Consider the following 20534-nt stretch of genomic DNA (forward strand, 5'->3'; position numbering starts at 1 on the left):
ATCAATTTAAGAATAAATGATTACATAAAAAATTTTCATTGATGGGTTTTGCTCTATCAGTGAGTTATTTGCCTCAAAAACAGAATGGACAATACATGGAAAACTATGATTTTTATTGGGCATGTCTTTAAATGGACTTCTCTCCTATCTAATTTCTTAATCTTTCTAATTAACAGATTGTAATAGCTCTTAACATGCAGTTTTTCCTATTCTGAACTTCGAATTACACTTCAAAACTCGCTATGTCTGTGAAAGCACAAAACTTATAAAGACATTAGCATTATAATACCATATGAAATACCGTGAATAGCAAATTCATTTAATTAGAATATTATTATTAACTAAGCTTTAATTTGCTCAAGCCGCATGGCTCTGACTTTTTGCATTGATCAAAAAGTCAGCAAAAAATCTAGGGCGCGTAAGATCAAACTTCTTATACTTGAAAAATTTAAGTGCGGCGGGGTGATCTTCGAACAAGTTCTTAGCTTCCCCGTCTTACTAAAAATTTTTCTACGTCTAAGCAGCTTGACCTTCCAATGCCCATAGTGGGCACTGATGTAAAGTGAAGGTCGGTAATGATAATTCTAAAGAATTATCCACTATGAATCATACAGAACCATTATTATTTAGTATGGAATTAAATTACATAAGCACAATACATTTTAGTATCATATAAATGTTATTGTGTAATAAAAACAGTAGATTTGGTTGGCTTATAATTGGCTTTATGAGTTTACAAACCAATATTAGAGGTGTAAACGCATAAGATGATTCTTTTATAAAAAAATAAACGTAATTGGTTGCGTTTATATACAAGTTGTGCTTAATTAAAAAACAAACAATAATGGAACCATTTAAATGGCAATGTCCACATTGCAATCATCATACAACAATTACTGAAAAGAATTTTGTAGATAGAGAATTTGGATTATCGATTGAAAATGCTGACGGATATAAAGTACTTTATTCATATTTCATTGTATGCCCAAATGCTGAATGCAATAAATATGTATTAGGGTCTATTCTGTTTGATAGTGTATATGAAGCTAGAAATGGAAGTTGGAGACATTATGACCAAAAAGAAATTAAACATTGGCGACAAGTACCTAATTCATTTGCCAAAGTTTTTCCTGGATATATTCCAAAAGCGATAATTCAAGACTACGAAGAAGCATGTGCTATTATTGACCAGAGTCCAAAAGCCTCTGCTACCTTAGCTAGAAGATGTTTACAAGGCATGATTAGAGATTTTTGGAATGTTAAAAGTTCAACATTATTTAAAGAAATAGAGGAAATAAAGGACAAAGTTGATCCGTTGACATGGAAATCAATTGATGCTACTCGAAAAATTGGAAATATTGGAGCACATATGGAAAAAGACATCAATTTAATAATTGATGTTGAACCGAAAGAAGCTCAAGTACTTATTAAGTTGATTGAAATTCTGATAAAGGATTGGTATATCAATCGATATGAAAGAGAAGAAATGTTGAATGAAATAGTGGATACAGGAATAAGAAAGACTGAAGAAAAGAAAGCAAATAATGACTAAGCACAACACTGTATATATGCAATAGCGGTTTATGTAGGTGTTCGAGCGATAATAGCGCTAATCACCTCCGCCAAATCTATCGATTTGACTAATTTAAAAGGTGTAGCTTTGGCTACTTTATAGCTTGATACGAAACCACAATTAAGCTCGCCACATGCTCATATACTAAACGTTAATGACAATATGCTTTGTAAAATATAAGAACACCCACAATTTATCAAACAACACTATGAACGACATAAGCACAATTATTCTATTAATCGTATCGGTATTAATCGGAATACCAGTATTTTTCTATTTAGTCCCAGTTGCACTCTGGTTTTCTGCACTACTATCAGGGGTAAAGCTTACATTAATAGAATTAATATTTATGCGACTGAGAAAATCTCCTATTCAGGATATTGTAATGGGCTTGATTACAGCAACCAAAGGTGGTATTCCAATTAATAGAACTGAATTGGAAGCTCATGCCCTAGCTGGAGGAAATACTGCAAATGTTATTAATGGATTAATTGCGGCAAAACACGCTGGATTAAAATTGTCATTTAAAAATGCATGCTCATCAGACTTTAAAGGCATCGATTTGGTGAAGTTAGTGCATAAAGAGGTGGAGTCTAGAAAAGAAGAAGAGAAAATTTTTGAGTGAAGCTTATTCATATAGCTATTGCAAGAAAAAGAATTTAACATGAATCAAAACAAGAACATTTTATAAAACAGGTATGCAAAAATTCACATTATTGAGCCATCAATGGAAAGCAGCCACCCGATCGGCGGCAGTCTCCAAGAGTACTGGCATCAAAGTCTTTATGGGCTTTATCTTTTTCATTTTATTCCTTGAATTACTTGGAGGAGGCTTTTACGTGGGTTCAACACTTGCCAAAAGCTCTGCGAATCCTATTGCCGATTTATTGCGCTATGGATTGTATTTCTTTTTGGCTATTCTTCTGTTCCGCTACATGCTGCAGAAACTGCCAACTTTAATGGTAAAGCCTTATTTGATTTTACCTATAAGAAAAAGCAAATTGGTTAATTTCATGTTGACCAAACCTTTGTTTAACAGTCTTAACATCCTGCCGATTAGTTTTGTTTTGGCTATTACCCTTGGTTTACACAAGCAGATGGATACTTATAGCTTTTGGGTGATTGTTGGCAGCGTAATGGTTGGAGATTTGTTTGTTAATTACCTGTCTATCTACATCAAAAGAGTGCAGATAAAGCATGAATATGTCTTTTATCTGTTCCTGGCCAGTGTTGGTGCTTTGCTTTTCCTAGATCAGTTTGGTATTATCGATCTGCAGGCCTTTTCGTCACTTGTGTTTATGCAAGTAATTGAACAGCCATTGTTCTTACTGCTTGGACTGCTGCTTTTTGTTGTGGCTTATTACCTGAATTTCCAATTGTTATATAATCATTTTTCGTTGGAAGATTTTGGAAAGGGCGATACCAACCAGAGAAGCAGTTTGGAGAATCTGAATTATCTGGATCGTTTCGGAAAAATTGGAACCTTTGCCCTACTGGAACTTAAAATGTGCGTAAGAAATAAGCGAACCAGAACCATGCTATTTATGGCGCCTTTGTTCCTGCTGTATGGATTGTTTTTTTATACCAAACCTGATTATCATGAAATGAATGGCTTTTTGATTTTTATAGGCATATTCATATCAGGTGGTTTTATGATGAGCTTTGGTTTGTACTTCTTTGCCTGGGAATCGGGACATTTTGATTTGATGCTGACCGCCAATAATACTTATAAGGATTACATCAAAGCCAAATACTATTTGATGATGTCGACCAGTACGGTAATTTTCCTTTTATCAACATTCTATGTTTATTATGGTATCGATATCCTGATTATAAACAGCATGTGCTTCTTGTTTAATATTGGCATTAATAGCCTGCTGCTTCTCTACTTTGCAACAAACAACAACCAATACATGGATCTTTCGAAAGGTTCAGCATTTAATTATCAAGGTGTGGGCGGAAGACATTTTGTTTTAATGATTCCGCTGTTGGTGATTCCAATATTCATCTATCTGCCTTTTGGTTTGTTCGATCAAGCCAATTTGGGTTTTGCTGTTATCGGCATACTAGGCGTATCGGGTTTATTGTTCCGCGAAAAATTGCTGGATATCATTACCCAACGTTTTATTGAGAAGCGATACCAAATGTCGGAAGGATTTAGAAATAAGTAATTAAAAAAGAAATTAATATCATGATACATATAGAAAATTTAAGCAAAGCATATAATGCCGTTAAGGTTTTAGACATAGAACAATTGCAAATTCAACAAGGCGAATCGTTTGGTTTGGTTGGGAATAATGGAGCAGGAAAAACCACATTATTTAGACTGATACTCGATTTGATTAAGGCAGACAAAGGACAGGTATTGAGTAAAAATATTGCTGTACACGCTGACAGTCAGTGGAAAAACTATACAGGTTCGTTCCTGGATGAAGGCTTTTTAATTGACTTCTTAAAACCTGAAGAGTACTTTAAGTTTATTGCTGATATTAATGGTGTTACCAAGGAGGAACTGCAAGTATTTTACAATGATTTTGCTGATTTCTTTGGTGATGAAATTCTGAATAAGAACAAGTATGTTCGCGATTTCTCGAAAGGGAATCAAAAGAAGATTGGCATCTTTGGTGCTATCATTAGTCAACCTGAGGTTTTAATTCTGGATGAACCTTTTGCCAACCTAGATCCCTCTTCTCAGATACGTCTGAAGATGTTGTTGAAGGATCTACACCAGAAAAAGAACTTGACCATGCTCATCTCCAGTCACGACTTAAATCATATTGCCGAAGTAAGTGAGCGCATCGTAATTTTGGAAAAAGGTGAAGTGGTTAAGGACCTACTAACCTCAAATGATACTCTGGGTGAATTGGAAGGTTATTTCAATCCTGAGGCTGCTGTTGAGACAGAAAGTTAAGCTAAAACTTTAAATAGATCTAAACATGTCTGGCATCGTTGAGGTGCCTGGCATGTGCTTCTGAAATCATCAATTCTTGATTCGCATTATTAGTAAAGAAAAGATTGAAGATGACACAATCAATAGAGAAACGAATAAAAATTATCGAAGGGTTCAAACCTGCATACCAATGGAAAGGCAAGAGCCAGGAGAAAAAAGATAAAAAACTTAGTCAGTATGCTTTTCTTGATTATGGATTTGTAATGATATTGCTCTGCCTGGTAATTTATGCAAGTTTGTTTGCCTACCTGGAGTATGATTTTGTATCAAAAAAGTGGGATAATACAGCATTGCTGGTTCAGTTTACCATGTTGTTTGCATTTAAGGCTCCTTTTGCTTACCTGGAAGTTTTGCTAAAAAAGCATGCGAAGAAAATTAAAGGTTCAAACATCAGCTTTAATGAAAAAGTAAACATGGATTTAGAATTCATGATCTCTAAACTGAACGATCGTACGAAATACATATACATTACTGGAATTCCTTTGATCGTAATCATGCTAGCCGCCTTTTTTCAAGTATTCGACTTAAATCCAATCTGGAATAAATTTCCGGTAGCTGTATTTGGCATTAGCTTGTATCTTTTAATCAGAATTAATTTTGATGTTTTTAGGCTAAAAAGAAATATCAAAAAGGTGAATGATATTATGAAATAGAAAGAGCTATTCCTATTAGTGTATCCAGACTTATACAAAATAAACTCAAAAATAGATGTTAGAACTAGAACCAGAGTATTTAAACAAAATTGCCAATCAGTTAATTGTAATTAGTTCATTATTGAGCGGCTTTTCGATTGCAGTAATGGCGAATATCTTGGTTAGTAATACCGAAAAAAGAATATCAAATCATATTTTAAAAGTTACGACCGTTGCTGCAGCCTGCTTTTTAATCACCTTGTTTGCCATGACTAAAATTCTATTGATGACAACCAATGGCTTCCCTTTCAAAGTTGAGAATGCTGATCTTGCACTTCCAAAGATCATTGGTTTTATAGCATTTATATTGGGAATCATTGCTCTTTCTGTTTTAATAGCTCTTTCTGGCTGGACCAAATCAAGGAGAACTGGAATATTTACCACAATTATTGGAGTCCTAACCTTTATTGCAATATTGGTCAATTTATAAGACGACAGCACAATTCTATCATCAATATTTATTTAAATCACAAACATTAAAATAGTTACACCATGGCAAACGGACTGGACGACTTATTAGACGATGCTAAAAAGAAAGGCTCTGAACTTTGGAGCAATATTAAAAGTTCGGGCAAGGATAAACTTAAGATTGGCATACAAAAGTTAAATGATGCTCTGCCTGATATTGAGAAAGCAGGTTTTGTTTTGGTTCGTTTGGATGTTGACATTGCTCTTCTACCCCGTTTGTTTGCACGATTTAAGCAAGTGCATCCAATTAGCAACGAAGAGAAGGAAGCCATTCTAACTAAAACCAAAAAGAACAAGTTTCTAAACTTTATACTAATGGGCCTGTTTAAAGCTGTAGAAATAAAAGGGGAAGTAAAGATTGACAGCATGAATCTGGAGGAAATCGAATTGGAAATTGGCCTTACTCCTTCTGCCAAGATCATATTCCGCCGAGAGGAAAGGTTGAAGTTGATGGAATAGATAAACTATATACTAATAAGCAAATTAAGACACCAATTAATGAGAAAGCATGTAAACCTATTCATACAAACAACGCTTGCATTGTTTGTATTCGCTTGTTCCTCGCAATCACAGGTTCAATATGTGGATAATTTAACAAGGAAAAACATTTCGTATCAATACCAATTCAAGCAAAATAAAGACAAAGAGCTTGTAAAAGTTAAAAAGTCTGATAGCATCTTCAATTATCACATTCTCGATACCGTACTTGAAATTCATCAGTTCATTAGAGATCTTGAAAAAGATTTTAAAGAGCATAAAGCAGATATGGAAAAACTGAAGGAAAGAAAATATTTTCAACAAGTTGAAGTTGATTCAGCAAGCTATTTTCGATCTCATAAATTCGAAGGACAAACCTGTTTTTCTTTTGCCTTGGAAAATTTCTTCAAAAATAACAATATTAACCCGCACCCTTACTTTGATTCTGAAACATTAATTGGCTCCAAAACTTACCTTCTTGTATTGGACGCTATCAATTTGGAAAGTAAGGCAATTTCATGGAAAGAATTCAAAAAGAACAAACACAATATGCCCAAGGAGGCATTATTAGCCTTACAAGAGCAAGACAGAATTAATCATGGTATCTATTACAAAGATGGATTATTCTATTCTAAGAACGGGTATTCAAGACCAGCTATTTTTCCTGATTTAAAAAGCATCGTAAAATCTTACAAATACACAGATACCGTTTGGATTTACACAATTGATAACAGTAAATTGCTTAAACATATTGAAGCTGTTAAAATAAAGAATTCCCATTTAAAACCGACAGATAAATAAATGAAAACATTAGCCATTCTAACCAGTTTACTACTTACATTTAATATTAGTAATGCCCAAGAAGTATCTACGAAAAACTCCAAAAACAAAATAGGTGTTACCTATTCCGTTGCAGAAAGCGATGTAGTTCACTTTCAATCGTTGACTGGTGCTGCAAGCTACAATAGTGAAAACTTTTATGCTATTGGACTTACCTACCTTCATGAGATTAACAATTGGTTAGATTTGGAAACTGGCATTGAGTATCTACATTCTTCAATTGTTGCTGAGCCGAATTTGCCTCCAGAATATGAAACAAGTCTAATGAAAAGTGACCTTTCAATAATAAGCATACCCTTAACAATGAGAGCAAATTTTGGAAAATACTTCTTTCTGAATGGGGGCTTGTCAATCGATATTGATACCGAAGACTCAAGCATCATCGATTCTCAATCAGGCATTGGTGGTATTGTGGGTTTAGGTGCTAAATATGATTTTGTCTGTGGAGCATCCCTATTCGTAAATCCCTATCTCAAGTCTCATGCACTTATACCATTCTCTAATGAAAAATATCATGAACATCTAATGGTATCTGGAGTTAAAGTAGGTTTATGTTATAAATTCTAGAAAATAATAACACAATCATGATAAAATCTAAAATTCAATCATTAAAATTCAGGAACAAATATAAATCCTTTTAATCATGAGCATCTCCAAACAAAACCAAAGCCGAAAGGAATTGAATCAATTGATGGCAAAACATGATGATTTCTTCGCCACTTTTGGAGCATTAGATGACAGTATTTATGCAGATGGAGCTATCCCGAAGAAATACAAAGAACTAACAGGTTTATCCATTTCTGTATTATCGCATTGCAATGAATGCATATTGTATCACTTACAAGGCTGCCTAGAACAAAAGGCCAGCAAAGAAGAGATTATCGAAGCCATTAAAATGGGTGTAATTGGAGGTGGATCCATTACCTATCCAGCGGCACGATACGCTTTTAAAATGATGGAAGAATTAGCAATAGTTTAATTTATGTCTCAATTAACAATTCCTAATTCAGAATAAGCCTCATCTCTCATCTCATCCACCAATTTGGTTTCTTTTAAAAACTGTGGCCAATGTTTCGATAGGTCTTCACTTAGCATGTATGCCTCACATTCTTTTAGTTGGCTGATTACCGATTGTGGAATTTGTTTTTTTTCTGCCCAATCATAAAACTTTTGATATTCTGTAACAACAGTTTGCTTTAATTCCTCAGGCATTACTTTGGTGTTGTAGTACAGTGGTCTGTCTAGCATATTGATGTAGAGTGCATCGGGTTCAATAATTTGTTCCATTATACATGTACGGTACAATTCTGGTAAATTCTTAATGGATAAAACTGAAATGGTTGGAGCAATTACAAAACGAATGTGTTTCAAAGATCGAATTGCCTCTCTATTCTCCTGAAACTGCGGCCAATTGAAACCTTTACGGATGTATTCACCTAATTTTCCATGTGCATCAATGCTCGCAAGAATTTCCACCTCAGGAAAGTGCTTCCAATAATCAAGCACATCATATTCACCGAACTTCAAAACCGAAAAATTGGTATTGTAGCGCAATTTCATTTGTGTGGCCTTGTTCTCTACCAACCAGTCGAGCAATTGATAATGCTCTTTGGTAACCAAAGGCTCACCTCCTGCAAAATAGATTTCTTTGGCTTGCAACAAGGCCTCTCCGGTTTCTGCAATAAAGTTTTCGAAATCAGTAATGTTTTGTAGCAAAGCCATTTCTCCCAGATTACGCTTTAATTGTTTGGCTTCTGGAAACCATGCTGAGCTGGCTCCATGCCAGCAAGTGCGGCAAGCAAAATTGCAAGCATTGGAAAAACGAATGTCGAAGTAAATGGGAAATTGAGAATGATTCCTTTCAAACAGTTCTCCGTACTTCTCATGAGTTTCCTGTCGGATGCTCTTCCCTCCTGCTGCTTCTAAGCGTTGACAAACACCACATCTGTTATCCGATTCTCCTTTCATGAATTTCTCACGAACTGCAATAATTGCTTCTCCATTCCAAATTTCATTAAAGTTTTGTGTATTGCAATCCCCGTAAGGAATATTGGCCACACAACAGGCCTTTACTTTTCCTGAATTTCCCACATGATAGTGGATCCAAGGCATTAAGCAATATGGTGTTTGGTTGTTCATAGTACAAAAATAAGATTCTAATATCTGTCCTCAAGCTGGACAGGCTATTCTTTTTTCATTACCACAAAAGAATCAAAAAGTATAAGCCCCAACACTTCACTACCCATTACGATTCAATGACCAAACAAAATAATATTCGTTCGTTCTTTACTCATGGAATTTTGTTTTACGCCATTTACACCTATGGGTCCCAGCTCATTGTCGGATGCCAAGCTACTAAACCTTAACCTTTTGTGCAACTTAGTGAAATCCTTAGTCTTTCCTTTGTGGTTAAATTAAAAAAGAGACACGCTATAAAACGCATCTCTTCCTATATTGTAAATTGATAATTCTCAATTGTATTAGTCTGCCATTAAAACAGATAAAGCGATGCAGTAGAATTTCGATTTTTCACTCTCACTTCTCGACATTACTACCACTGGTTTGCTTGTTCCTTGAATTAATCCACCAAGTTCTCCACCGCCAAACAACATCAATCCTTTGTAGAATGAATTACATGCTTCCAAAGAAGGGAAAATCAAACAATCGGCTTCTCCATTAATTGGCGTTGGAATTCCTTTAATTTCAACCGATGCAGGATCACATGCCAAAAATACATCCAATGGTCCATCAACAATACAATCTTTAATCTGACCACGATCGGCCATTTTACAGATAATTGAATCATCCACTGATCCCTGGAACGCAGGATTTGGCTTTTCAGTAGCTGAAATCAAAGCAACTTTTGGCTTCTCAATTCCGAATCTCTTCGCCATCTTTACCGAATAGTTCACCATGGCAACCTTCTGATTCAAATCAGGATAAGGCAAAACTGCAGTATCAGATACAAACAGAAGCTTATCATACTTTGGTAAATCAAGAGCACAAACGTAGCTCATTACGGCTTTTGGAGGCAACAAGCCCTTTTCTTTGTTTAAAACTGCTTTAAGGAATTTATCTGTTCCTACCAAACCTTTCATCACAACATCTGCCTCATCTTCTCGAGCCATACGTACAGCCTCTGTTGTTGCTTCAACATCGTTAGGAATGTGAACAATGGTAAAGATTTCCGGATTGATTCCTTCCGCTTCAGCCTTTGTACGAATTTCCTTTTCATCACCAATCATTACAGCTTCAACAAAGCCTTCATTTATGGCTTTTGCAATGGCACCAATTGTATTTGGATCCTGTGCGTATGCAACAGCAATTTTCTTTTTCTTACCGCTTTCGCGAAGATGGTCGACCATTTGGTCAAGGGAACGAATTGGGGACATATATTTTTAATTTAAATAGTTAGAGACGTACGGCCGTACGTCTCTACATGAAATATATTATTTTGAAGCAACTAAAGCTGCTAAAGCAATCGAATATAATTTTGTAAGAACACTATCACCACGAGATGAAAGAATAGCTGGACATTTTGCGCCAACTACAAATGCACCAAGTTCAGCTTTAGCTAATTTGGTATTTGTCTTGTAGAAAACATTACCCGACTCGATATTTGGGAATACCAAACAGTCAGCATCGCCAGCAACTTTTGATTCTAGTTTCTTAATCTCCACTGATTCCTTATCGATAGCAACATCAATTGCCAAAGGTCCGTCAACATAAGCATTTTTAATCTGACCACGATCAGCCATTTTTGAGATAATGGTTGCATCAACACAAGCTTCCATTTTTGGTAAAACTTGCTCTGAAGCAGCAACCAATGCAACTTTTGGAGTTTCGATACCTAAAGCTCTTGCAACATTGATTACATAGTTTGTTAATGCAATTTTTTGATTAAGATCTGGCTGAGGAATAACAGCAACATCACTACATACCAATAGCTTGTGATAGTTTGGATTCTCCATTACTGTAACGTGACTCAAAACAGCTTTTGGAGGCATTAATCCAGTTTCCTTGTTTAAGATTGCTTTCATGTACTTATCTGTACTAACCAATCCTTTCATAATCATATCACCTTCGCCATTGCGAATTAACTCAACTGCTTTTTGAGCAGCTTTTATTTCAACTGGCTCATGCACCACAGTGAATTTAGTAACATCAATATTGTGCTCAGCACAAGTCTTCTTAATGGTTTCTTCATCACCTACCAATGTAGCTTCAACAATCCCTTTTTCTACAGCATTGTTAACAGCTTCAATTGTATGTGCATCGTTAGCATAAGCTGCTACCAAACGTTTTTTCTCGTTACTTTTCAGAACGTCAATGATTTGCTCCAAACGTGTAATCATCTTCTTTATATGTTTTAGTGTTGTTTAAGGAATTAATTCCCCTTGATTTAGTTGTAAGGCAAAAATATGAAATAATTACGAATCACATCTAATACTGCATATAAAACTTACGATTAATTATAAATAACAGAATTATTATAACAATGTGATATTTTAGAAATATTAAACAATGCTAGAAAAGTTTAATATGCAAACATGACTTATAACTGACTTTGTATATACTATAGTGGAATCGAAAAATAAAACGAAGTTCCTTTTCCTTTAGCACTTTTTACCCAAATTTGTCCACCATTCATTTGAACAAATTCCTTACTCAACATCAGGCCGAAACCAGTTCCAGTTTCGTTCGCAGTTCCTTCACTGGCAACTATAGTATCTATTTTAAATAGATTTTTAACTTGAGTCTCTGTCATTCCTAATCCTTCGTCTTTCACCTGAACAATGGCAAAGTTATCTTTTTCAATCGCACTTAATAAAACGGTTTGATTGACATAGGAAAACTTAATTGCATTCGACATCAGGTTTCTGATAATAGTATCAATCATTGACTTGTCGGCATTTACTTTTAAACTTTTAAAATCTCCCTTTACATTAATATTCTTTAATGAAGCCATGCTTTTATGAAATTCCAGATTTGTTTGTAAGACCTCAGCCAAATCGAATTCTACCCTATTTAGTTTAAATTTTCCTTTCTGAACATTCGCCCATTCCAATAAACTTTCCAAAAGCTTGAAGGTATCATCCGAACTTTTATATATCATCTCGGTAAGTTCCTTTTTCTCCTCTTCAGATAACATATCAGTATCGCGTATCAGCATTTTTGAAAATCCACGAATGGCATTAAATGGGTTTCTTAAATCATGGGCTATAATTGACAAGAATCGGTCTTTTGCTTTATTGGCCAATAGCAAATTCTCGTTGGCATCTTGAAGCTGAGCAGTACGTTCGGAAACAATTCTCTCCAGATCGATCATTTGCTGCCGTGCTCTTCGTTTACTGTATTGACTTGATAAATACACAATCAATAGAATGAGAATCATTTCGGTGAGAATGGTGTACCAACGTAGATACCAAACCTGATTCACTCGCAATGGTATAACCCTATTTTCACTCCAAGAGTAGTTTCCTTCATGCTTGCAACGTATACAAATTTCATAATTCCCCGGATCCAAATCTGATACAATTACCTGATTCTTATCCGAAAGGGCCTTCCAATCCTTTATTTTATCATCTCCCCTCATCACACAGTATTGAAACTGATTTTGCTTTTGAGGATAAATAATAGCGGTTACATCCATTAATAACATTGAGCCTGAAGTTACTTCAAGAAAACTATTCGGCTGAATAAACCAAGACTCTTCTTTAGCAATATGCACAATTGGTTTAGGTGTATTGGGTATAATATCAGTAATTCGGGCATAAGCCAAACCATTAGATGTGCCAACCCAAAGAAATCCCTTACCATCGATTATTAGGTTTCCAACGGTAAAAGTTTTTGATGGTAATCCTTGCTCTGGAGTAAATAACGAGACTTCATCTTTGCGTTTTCGAATAACTCCGTGACTGGTTGTGACCCACAATGCATTAAACTGATCGACCACAACCGCATTAATTTCGCTATCGCTGTATTCGGCAAGATTGACTTTCGTAATGCCAGAGTCGAAATATTTATACAATCCAGAAGAACTTCCAAGGTATAAAGTATCCTTTGCTGCCCACATATCACGAATCCAAAAATCCGTATTACCAACATTAGGTATACCTACACTAATATTTTCAAACTTATCTTTATTTCGGTTGTATTGATACAAATAGGAGTACTGATATTCACCACCAACAAATAATGAATTAGTCGGACTCAAAAATAGATCCTGAACGATTCTTCTTTCATTAAAATCTTCGAAATAGCTTTTAATTGTGCCATCATCTAAATTTACCTGAAACAACTCTCTATCTGCAACCACCCAGGCAATATCAGCATTGTCAAATTCGATTTCTGATATACTTTGAGAACTAACTTGTATGGTTTTAAGCAATTCATTTCTTAAATACAATAATAGTTGTCCTTGTTCGGTTCCTATTAAAGTATATTCCTCAAATTGCTGAAATACATTTAAAGATCCTTCAAACTTTATATCAATCCTATCAATATGTTGTTCATCGACAACTTTAAACAAATGACTTCTGCCAGCACAAATCAATTTGCCATCAGGCGATTTTTTTATATTGGCTATATATTCTGAATTTGCAGTAAGAAACTGAGAAGTAAAGAACTTCTTCTCCATAACAATTACTCCAGAATTTGTAGAAACCCAAAACTTACCAAAATCATCTTTGTATATATCATTTACTGTGAAATATGAAAATCCTCCAACAGGATAAAATTTGTGCTTTTTATTCAATTCTATTTCAACCAATCCCTGAAACCAAGTTCCTGCAATTATTCGGTTCTGATCAATCTGTTCAAAACAGGAAGCAATTATATCCTTTGATATCGTCTCAGTATGACGACCCTGCCTTTAAAATCAAAAATTATTTTTATGATTCCCTGAGATGTACCCAATAAAAATTCATTGGAACCAATTTTAAAGGAAGAATGAACCAAAAAACCTGGCTGGTAGGATGACTTTTCAAATGAATTACTTTTCTGATTATAATTATAAAACCAGCCCCTTTGAGAAACTACAATAAGATTGCCGTTATCACACTCCAAAAACTGGAAAGACCTCGCATAAGAACTGGTTAGGTTTTGTTCATCCATATGATACTTCTCAACCGTACCATTATTTAATCGATACAAATGATTGTAATCTGAGATCCAAACCTGTTGTTTCTTGTCCTCAAAAACATGTTTTGGATACTTTGGAGATACCGGATCCAAGTTACATTCAAGTACCAACTCCAAATCATTTGATTCAAAAGAAGGATTGATCTTGTAAATTGCATCATCTGATAAAGCCAGTAAATTACCACTTTTCAGCCTGATTAACTCCTTAAAATAGTGTGATTTTCCTTTTGGAACTTCGTATAGAAAGAAATTATCATTAATCAATGAATATACACCTGCATCGGTAGCAAAGTAATAAATCCCAAGTGAATCCTGAACGGTATACTTAACAAGCTCTTCGTTTAACTTATTCTGCTTATTGTATTCATGAAATCGAAAGTTTGTTCTCTGAGCGTGAATCTCACAGGACACAATTAGCAGAAGTATTGTAATCAAAAGCTTACAAAAAGGTAGCAGCTTGGTCATATAGTCATTATTAAAAGAATTCACGCAAACTCAGTGAGTTTTCAATGCTCTAAACGGTAATCATCCTAATTTGTTACAGTAAAATACGGCAAAATCGACTATTCATCAAATTAGATGCAAATTTCACATGTAATTTTATGCCTTTAATCATGAATCGTACACTTCGTGACGTTCTATATGCACTTAAAAATGATTGATACATTGATATTTACTACAAGATACCGCTCCAAAAGTTGCAAGCCATTTTTTTTAAAAAAAGTAACATAAAAAAAGCAGAATAAATTAGAATCACCTGCAGCAATGAAAATTTTACATTATTTATTATTGTGTGAATGCGGATTTAGAATTACCTTATCGTTATTAATTAATTTGGTCTTGAATTTCAGAATCTTTTACTATTTCAACCATCCAAGACTTTCAGAAAAAAAGCCTGACTATTCGCCAGGCTTTAAAAATTATATCTTAAAGATATCTTATTTCAATCCGTTCAATATTCTTTGAGTATCAGAAGCAATTACCAATTCTTCGTTAGTAGTTACAACCATAGCTTTTACTTTTGATCCTTCTTTAGAGATAACAGCATCTTTTCCGCGAAGACCATCGTTCTTCTCAGCATCAAATTCCAATCCCAGGTAACCGAAATCTTTAATGATTTTCTCACGAGAAACAGAATCATTTTCACCGATACCACCAGTGAATAGAACCAAATCAACACCACCCATTGATGCAGAATAAGAACCAACAAATCTCTTCACTCTATATGCGAACATATCTAAAGCCAATTGAGCTCTTTCGTTTCCACCTTCAGCAGCAATTTCAAGGTCTCTCATGTCTGATGAAATTCCTGAAACACCAGCTAAACCTGACTGCTTGTTAATTAACTTATTAGTTTCTTCGATAGAAAGATTTTTCTTCTCTGCAATATAAAGAAGCGCACCTAAATCAAGGTTACCAGTACGAGTACCCATTAAAAGACCTTCATTTGGTGTGAATCCCATTGAAGTTTCAACTGATTTACCACCATCAATGGCACATACAGAAGCACCGTTACCTAAGTGACAACTAACAATCTTCTTATCTTCAATATTCCATCCTAAGATATCACAAGCTTTGCTTGCAACATACTTGTGACTTGTTCCGTGGAAACCATACTTACGAACTCTGTACTTGTCGTAGCATTCGTATGGTAATCCATACATAAATGCTTCAGCAGGAAGAGTTTGGTGGAATGATGTATCGAATACAGCAACTTGTGGTAAACCAGGAAGTAATTTTTCCATTGAAAGAATTCCTTCAAGGTTAGCTGGATTGTGAAGTGGAGCCAATTCACAACAAGCTGCTATGTTTTCTTTAGCTTTTTCGTCGATTAATGCACTGTCTTTAAAGAACTCACCACCATGTGCAACACGGTGACCCGCAGCGTTAATTTCTTTCAAATCAGAAATTACACCATGCTCTGGACTTACCAACGCCTTCAATACCAAATCAATACCTACGCTATGATTTGGAATATCCTGTACCAACTCAAATTTATCTTTTCCTTCTGGCTTGTGAGTTAATATTCCTTCTTTTAGACCAATTCTTTCAACTAGACCTTTAGCTAACAATGTAGCCTCATCACCCATGTTTAGCAATTGATATTTCAAAGAAGAACTACCGCAATTAAAAACTAAAACGTTCATTAGATTTTTATGTTTATTTGTTAAGTTTGGATTTTACTACTTAATATTCATTTACATTCCTGCTGCCTGATTTGCAGTAATCGCAACAAGATTTACGATATCGCTTACCGAACAACCTCTTGATAGGTCATTAATAGGAGCTGCCATACCTTGAAGAACAGGACCAACTGCTTCAGCACCTGCTAAACGTTGTACCAATTTGTATCCAATGTTTCCTACTTCCAAAGTTGGGAATACCAATACATTTGCCTTACCAGCAACCTTGCTACCCGGAGCTTTTTTAGCACCAATAGCTTCTACGATTGCAGCATCAGCTTGCATTTCACCATCAATCTGGAATTCCGGAGCCATTTCTTTTGCCAATCGAGTTGCTTCTGCAACTTTATCAACCATTTCGTGTTTTGCTGATCCCATAGTTGAGAAGCTCAACATTGCAACACGAGGTTCCATTTCAGCAATTGCTTTTGTAGTTTTCGCTGTTGCAACTGCAATTTCAGCCAATTCGCTAGCTGTTGGGTTTGGATGAACAGCACAATCAGCAAATACCATCATACCATCATCTCCGTAGTTTTTGTCTTTCAAAATCATAATGAAAGCACCAGAAACAACCGAAATACCTGGCATGGTTTTAACAATTTGGAAAGCTGGACGCAATACATCTCCTGTTGCATTTAATGCACCTGCAACTTCTCCGTCAGCATCACCAGCCTTAATCATTAAGGTAGCCAAGTAAAGAGGATCTTGAACCAATTCCATAGCTTGTTCCATGGTCATCCCCTTCTTCTTTCTTAATTCAACCAAAATTTCAGCGTAAGCTTCCATTTTTTCATGACTTTTAGGATCAACGATAATTGCCTTATCAATATTTTTCAATCCTAAACGATTAGCTTCTCCTTTTATTTCTTCAGGAGCACCAATCAAAATAATTTGTGCGATACCTTCCTCCAATAAGATATCTGTTGCTTGCAAAGTTCTCTCCTCTGTTCCTTCCGGAAGAACAATTCTCTTGTTGTGTAGTTTGGCGTTTTCTTTAATCTTTTGCAATAAGTCCATTGTAGATCAATATATTAATCAGTTTTGTAATCTCGACATTGCAAATTTAGGAATAAAAAGTAAACTGTAGATTTCTAAATTCATAATTTTTGTCAGTTTTGGCTTCATTTTTTTAATAAATAATCATTCTTGATAAGGCGCGGTTCAAAAATAAAAATGTAACTTCAATTTTTGAGAATCACACAGGCACTAGAATTGCTTAAAACTGGCTTATTTACTATGAACACCGATAATTATTCGAATCGATTTATCCAATTACAAAAACAAATTTCAGGAGAAGTTTTTACCGATAATACAACACGAATTTTATATGCTACAGATGCATCGGCATATAAAGTAATGCCATTGGCAGTTGTTTATCCAAAAAATGAAGAGGATATCAAGACATTGGTTCAATTTGCCAATCAGGAATCATTATCATTAATCCCAAGAGCTGCAGGAACATCCCTGGCTGGGCAAGTTGTTGGGAATGGAATCGTAGTTGATATCTCAAAACATCTTACTAAAATATTAGAACTAAATACTGAAGAAAAGTGGGTAAAAGTTCAACCAGGCGTCATTTTGGATGAACTGAATCTGTATTTAAAAGATTACAATTTGTTTTTTGGTCCGGAAACTTCTACCTCGGGACGATGCATGATGGGCGGGATGCTAGGCAATAACTCTTGCGGCTCCCACTCTGTTATATATGGAAGTACAAGAGATCATACTTTAGAAGTAAGTGCTATTTTAAGTGATGGAAGCAAAGCTGTTTTTGGAGATCTTAACAAAGATGAGTTTGAAAAAAAGTGTGCAGGCTCCAATTTAGAGTCTAAGCTATATAATAATATACACTCCATTCTTTCCAATAAGGAAAATCAGGAGGGGATTCGACAGGAATTTCCTGATATAAATATTAAAAGGCGTAACACAGGCTATGCAATTGATCTTTTACTTGAATCTAATTTGTATACAGACGGCGGCGAAAAGTTTAATTTTAGTAAACTGTTGGCCGGATCAGAGGGAACTTTGGCTTTTACAACTGAAATAAAGCTAAACCTGGTTCCAGCTCCACCAAAAGAAAAAGCATTAATATGTGCACACTTCGAAAGTCTTGAAGAAGCAATTCAAGGTAATCTTATTGCCCTAAAATACAAACCTGGTGCGGTAGAACTTATGGATGATCAAATCCTTAAACTTACAGAAGGAAACATTCTACAGGCAAAAAACAGGTTTTTCCTAAAAGGAAATCCCGGAGCTTTATTGATTATAGAATTCGCACGAGAAACAACAACTGAAATCGAAGAGACTGCCAATAAAATGGAAGATGAATTCAAAGCCAGTTCCTTAGGATATCATTTTCCCATGGTTACAGGAGCCGATAACATTGCAAGAGTTTGGGATTTGAGAAAATCGGCTTTAGGAGTTCTTTCCAATATGCCTGGCGATGCCAAACCTGTTTCCCTTATCGAAGATACATCGGTTATGCCAGAGGTATTGTATGATTACATTGCAGAATTTAAGGAGCTGATGAAAAAACACGATATCAGCTGTGTATTTCATGCTCATATTGGTAGTGGAGAAATTCACTTGCGACCAGTATTAAACCTAAAAGATCAAAGCGATCAGGAAAAGTTCCATGCCATTGGCTTAGATTCTGCCAAGCTTGTGAAGAAATACAAAGGATCCTTAAGTGGAGAGCATGGCGATGGACGCTTGCGAGGAGAGTTTATTCCTGTAATGATTGGTGAAAAGAATTATGAGCTTCTTCGGGATATCAAAAACGCTTGGGATCCTAACCATATTTTCAATCCTGGAAAGATAGTTGATACGCCGAAAATGAATACACATTTGCGTTATGAACCCAATCAGGAAACCAAAGAAATAAATACCTATTTTGATTTCTCGTCCGATATGGGAATTGTTCGTGCAACAGAGCGCTGCAATGGTTCTGGAGATTGCAGAAACACTCACTTAACGGGGAAAGCTTTGTGTCCAAGTTACCAGGCCGGTTTAGATGAAAAGCTAAGCACCCGAGCCAGGGCAAATCTTTATAGAGAATTCATTAACAATTCTGAACAGAAGAATCCATTCGATCATAAAGAATTGTACGACATTTTAGATTTGTGTCTTTCTTGCAAAGCCTGTAAATCTGAATGTCCTTCGAATGTAGACATGGCCAAGCTTAAAGCTGAATTTCTTCAACAATATTACGATTCGAATCCTGTTCCTTTACGAAGCAAACTGATTGCAAATATCAGCAGGATAAATAAATTGGGTAGCCATGCTCCTTCCCTTTTCAATTTTGTGAATCAGCATCCAATAATCGGAAAGTTGGTAAAACGAAATTTGGGATTTGCAGAAGAGAGAAGCATACCGAAGCTGCATCAAACAACACTCAAAAAATGGCATTCCAATAATGGTAATATTGAATCAAAAAGAAAGATTTATCTGTTTGCCGATGAATTTACCGATTACAATGATACACCCATTGGGATCAAAACCATTGAGTTGCTTCAAAAACTTGGGTATGATGTAATTATACCCAAACATGAGGAAAGTGGGAGAACTTATCTTTCTAAAGGATTAGTGAAAAAAGCCAAATTCCTTGCCATTAAAAATGTAAACCTCTTGCAAGATATCATTAGCGAAGAAACTCCTCTAATTGGGATAGAACCATCAGCGATTCTTACATTCAGAGATGAATATATCGATTTGGTACCTGAAAACATGCGTGAATCGGCAAAACAATTGGCAAATCATGTATTCATGATTGAAGAATTTCTACACAATGAAATGCAGAAAGGAAACATTAGTCCAAATCAATTTACCACAGAAGCAAAAGAGATTAAATTTCATGCTCACTGCTATCAAAAATCATTGGCTTCTTCCCTGCCAATTGAAGAGATTTTGAGTTTTCCTGTAAACTATTCCGCTGTGGAAATCAAATCAGGTTGTTGTGGTATGGCTGGCTCATTTGGCTACGAAAAAGAACATTACGATTTAAGTAAAAAGGTAGGCGAGTTAATTTTACTCCCAGAAGTTCGAAAAACACCACAGTCTGTTTTAATTGCAGCTTCAGGCACTTCCTGTCGTCATCAGATTAAAGATGAAACTGAGCGTGAAGCACAGCATCCAGTTGAGATTTTGTGGGAGGCATTAAAAAAATAAGTACTTATTTACTTGTTATGATTTAACAACAAAAAATAATC

The 20534-nt window shown here is 35.4% G+C and carries 18 protein-coding genes; 11 read left to right on the plus strand and 7 right to left on the minus strand.

Translation table 11 applies throughout. The features are described 5' to 3' along the window. The first annotated feature begins 844 nt into the window (after positions 1-844). The 10 genes from ACKPCA_RS07495 (at position 845) to ACKPCA_RS07540 (ending at position 7979) form a co-directional block, all read left to right on the plus strand. On the plus strand, positions 845-1552 hold the full coding sequence (locus ACKPCA_RS07495; RefSeq protein WP_321282258.1) for a DUF4145 domain-containing protein: 708 nt from the start codon (positions 845-847) through the stop codon (positions 1550-1552). Positions 1553-1781: 229 nt separating this feature from the next. Further along, the gene (locus tag ACKPCA_RS07500) at positions 1782-2198 is read left to right on the plus strand and encodes a flotillin-like FloA family protein (protein ID WP_321282259.1); all 417 of its coding nucleotides are present in this window, start codon (positions 1782-1784) and stop codon (positions 2196-2198) included. A gap of 73 nt (positions 2199-2271) precedes the next feature. Then, positions 2272-3744, plus strand: coding sequence for a DUF5687 family protein (locus tag ACKPCA_RS07505; protein ID WP_321282260.1), 1473 nt, complete (start codon positions 2272-2274; stop codon positions 3742-3744). 20 nt (positions 3745-3764) lie between these two features. Continuing rightward, the gene (locus ACKPCA_RS07510) at positions 3765-4484 is read left to right on the plus strand and encodes an ABC transporter ATP-binding protein (protein WP_321282261.1); all 720 of its coding nucleotides are present in this window, start codon (positions 3765-3767) and stop codon (positions 4482-4484) included. 110 nt (positions 4485-4594) lie between these two features. Then, entirely contained in the window at positions 4595-5176 is a 582-nt protein-coding gene (locus tag ACKPCA_RS07515) for a hypothetical protein (RefSeq protein WP_321282262.1), read from the plus strand. A gap of 55 nt (positions 5177-5231) precedes the next feature. Continuing rightward, positions 5232-5645, plus strand: a complete 414-nt coding sequence (locus ACKPCA_RS07520) for a hypothetical protein (RefSeq protein WP_321282263.1) — start codon at positions 5232-5234, stop codon at positions 5643-5645. 62 nt (positions 5646-5707) lie between these two features. Further along, positions 5708-6142, plus strand: a complete 435-nt coding sequence (locus tag ACKPCA_RS07525; protein ID WP_054720340.1) for a hypothetical protein — start codon at positions 5708-5710, stop codon at positions 6140-6142. Between the two features lie 39 nt (positions 6143-6181). Continuing rightward, positions 6182-6961: a hypothetical protein gene (locus ACKPCA_RS07530; RefSeq protein ID WP_321282264.1), complete on the plus strand. Its 780-nt coding sequence runs from the start codon at positions 6182-6184 to the stop codon at positions 6959-6961. Further along, positions 6962-7567, plus strand: coding sequence for a hypothetical protein (locus tag ACKPCA_RS07535; RefSeq protein WP_321282265.1), 606 nt, complete (start codon positions 6962-6964; stop codon positions 7565-7567). It abuts the gene before it with no gap. Positions 7568-7643: 76 nt separating this feature from the next. After that, complete coding sequence (locus ACKPCA_RS07540; RefSeq protein ID WP_321282266.1) at positions 7644-7979, plus strand: carboxymuconolactone decarboxylase family protein; 336 nt, start codon at positions 7644-7646, stop codon at positions 7977-7979. A gap of 8 nt (positions 7980-7987) precedes the next feature. On the opposite strand, the gene ACKPCA_RS07545 is transcribed toward ACKPCA_RS07540, so the two are convergent. From ACKPCA_RS07545 to pta, 7 genes are all read right to left on the minus strand, one after another. Next, on the minus strand, positions 7988-9112 hold the full coding sequence (locus tag ACKPCA_RS07545) for a twitch domain-containing radical SAM protein (protein ID WP_321282267.1): 1125 nt from the start codon (positions 9110-9112) through the stop codon (positions 7988-7990). A 368-nt stretch (positions 9113-9480) separates the two neighbouring features. Further along, the gene (locus tag ACKPCA_RS07550) at positions 9481-10392 is read right to left on the minus strand and encodes a phosphate acyltransferase (RefSeq protein WP_321282268.1); all 912 of its coding nucleotides are present in this window, start codon (positions 10390-10392) and stop codon (positions 9481-9483) included. Between the two features lie 57 nt (positions 10393-10449). Next, entirely contained in the window at positions 10450-11355 is a 906-nt protein-coding gene (locus ACKPCA_RS07555) for a bifunctional enoyl-CoA hydratase/phosphate acetyltransferase (RefSeq protein ID WP_321282269.1), read from the minus strand. Positions 11356-11576: 221 nt separating this feature from the next. Continuing rightward, positions 11577-13757: a sensor histidine kinase gene (locus ACKPCA_RS07560; RefSeq protein ID WP_321282270.1), complete on the minus strand. Its 2181-nt coding sequence runs from the start codon at positions 13755-13757 to the stop codon at positions 11577-11579. Between the two features lie 77 nt (positions 13758-13834). Further along, positions 13835-14608, minus strand: a complete 774-nt coding sequence (locus ACKPCA_RS07565; protein WP_321282271.1) for a hypothetical protein — start codon at positions 14606-14608, stop codon at positions 13835-13837. 473 nt (positions 14609-15081) lie between these two features. Then, positions 15082-16290, minus strand: a complete 1209-nt coding sequence (locus ACKPCA_RS07570) for an acetate/propionate family kinase (protein ID WP_321282272.1) — start codon at positions 16288-16290, stop codon at positions 15082-15084. Positions 16291-16341: 51 nt separating this feature from the next. Further along, positions 16342-17343: a phosphate acetyltransferase gene (gene pta, locus ACKPCA_RS07575; RefSeq protein ID WP_321282273.1), complete on the minus strand. Its 1002-nt coding sequence runs from the start codon at positions 17341-17343 to the stop codon at positions 16342-16344. 219 nt (positions 17344-17562) lie between these two features. Between pta and ACKPCA_RS07580 the strand changes: the two genes are divergently transcribed. Continuing rightward, positions 17563-20493, plus strand: a complete 2931-nt coding sequence (locus tag ACKPCA_RS07580) for an FAD-binding and (Fe-S)-binding domain-containing protein (protein WP_321282274.1) — start codon at positions 17563-17565, stop codon at positions 20491-20493. Positions 20494-20534 lie beyond the last annotated feature (41 nt).

Source organism: Marinifilum fragile (assembly GCF_963677365.1).
Lineage (GTDB): Bacteria > Bacteroidota > Bacteroidia > Bacteroidales > Marinifilaceae > Marinifilum > Marinifilum fragile.

Bases quoted from the DNA above. Each gene is read 5' to 3' on its own strand.
- ACKPCA_RS07515 (WP_321282262.1), top strand. From the start codon at position 4,595: ATGACACAATCAATAGAGAAACGAATAAAAATTATCGAAGGGTTCAAA.
- ACKPCA_RS07520 (WP_321282263.1), top strand. From the start codon at position 5,232: ATGTTAGAACTAGAACCAGAGTATTTAAACAAAATTGCCAATCAGTTA.
- ACKPCA_RS07565 (WP_321282271.1), bottom strand. From the start codon at position 14,608: ATGACCAAGCTGCTACCTTTTTGTAAGCTTTTGATTACAATACTTCTG.
- ACKPCA_RS07555 (WP_321282269.1), bottom strand. From the start codon at position 11,355: ATGATTACACGTTTGGAGCAAATCATTGACGTTCTGAAAAGTAACGAG.
- ACKPCA_RS07550 (WP_321282268.1), bottom strand. From the start codon at position 10,392: ATGTCCCCAATTCGTTCCCTTGACCAAATGGTCGACCATCTTCGCGAA.
- ACKPCA_RS07540 (WP_321282266.1), top strand. From the start codon at position 7,644: ATGAGCATCTCCAAACAAAACCAAAGCCGAAAGGAATTGAATCAATTG.
- pta (WP_321282273.1), bottom strand. From the start codon at position 17,343: ATGGACTTATTGCAAAAGATTAAAGAAAACGCCAAACTACACAACAAG.
- ACKPCA_RS07580 (WP_321282274.1), top strand. From the start codon at position 17,563: ATGAACACCGATAATTATTCGAATCGATTTATCCAATTACAAAAACAA.
- ACKPCA_RS07510 (WP_321282261.1), top strand. From the start codon at position 3,765: ATGATACATATAGAAAATTTAAGCAAAGCATATAATGCCGTTAAGGTT.
- ACKPCA_RS07495 (WP_321282258.1), top strand. From the start codon at position 845: ATGGAACCATTTAAATGGCAATGTCCACATTGCAATCATCATACAACA.
- ACKPCA_RS07570 (WP_321282272.1), bottom strand. From the start codon at position 16,290: ATGAACGTTTTAGTTTTTAATTGCGGTAGTTCTTCTTTGAAATATCAA.
- ACKPCA_RS07505 (WP_321282260.1), top strand. From the start codon at position 2,272: ATGCAAAAATTCACATTATTGAGCCATCAATGGAAAGCAGCCACCCGA.
- ACKPCA_RS07535 (WP_321282265.1), top strand. From the start codon at position 6,962: ATGAAAACATTAGCCATTCTAACCAGTTTACTACTTACATTTAATATT.
- ACKPCA_RS07500 (WP_321282259.1), top strand. From the start codon at position 1,782: ATGAACGACATAAGCACAATTATTCTATTAATCGTATCGGTATTAATC.
- ACKPCA_RS07530 (WP_321282264.1), top strand. From the start codon at position 6,182: ATGAGAAAGCATGTAAACCTATTCATACAAACAACGCTTGCATTGTTT.
- ACKPCA_RS07525 (WP_054720340.1), top strand. From the start codon at position 5,708: ATGGCAAACGGACTGGACGACTTATTAGACGATGCTAAAAAGAAAGGC.
- ACKPCA_RS07545 (WP_321282267.1), bottom strand. From the start codon at position 9,112: ATGCCTTGGATCCACTATCATGTGGGAAATTCAGGAAAAGTAAAGGCC.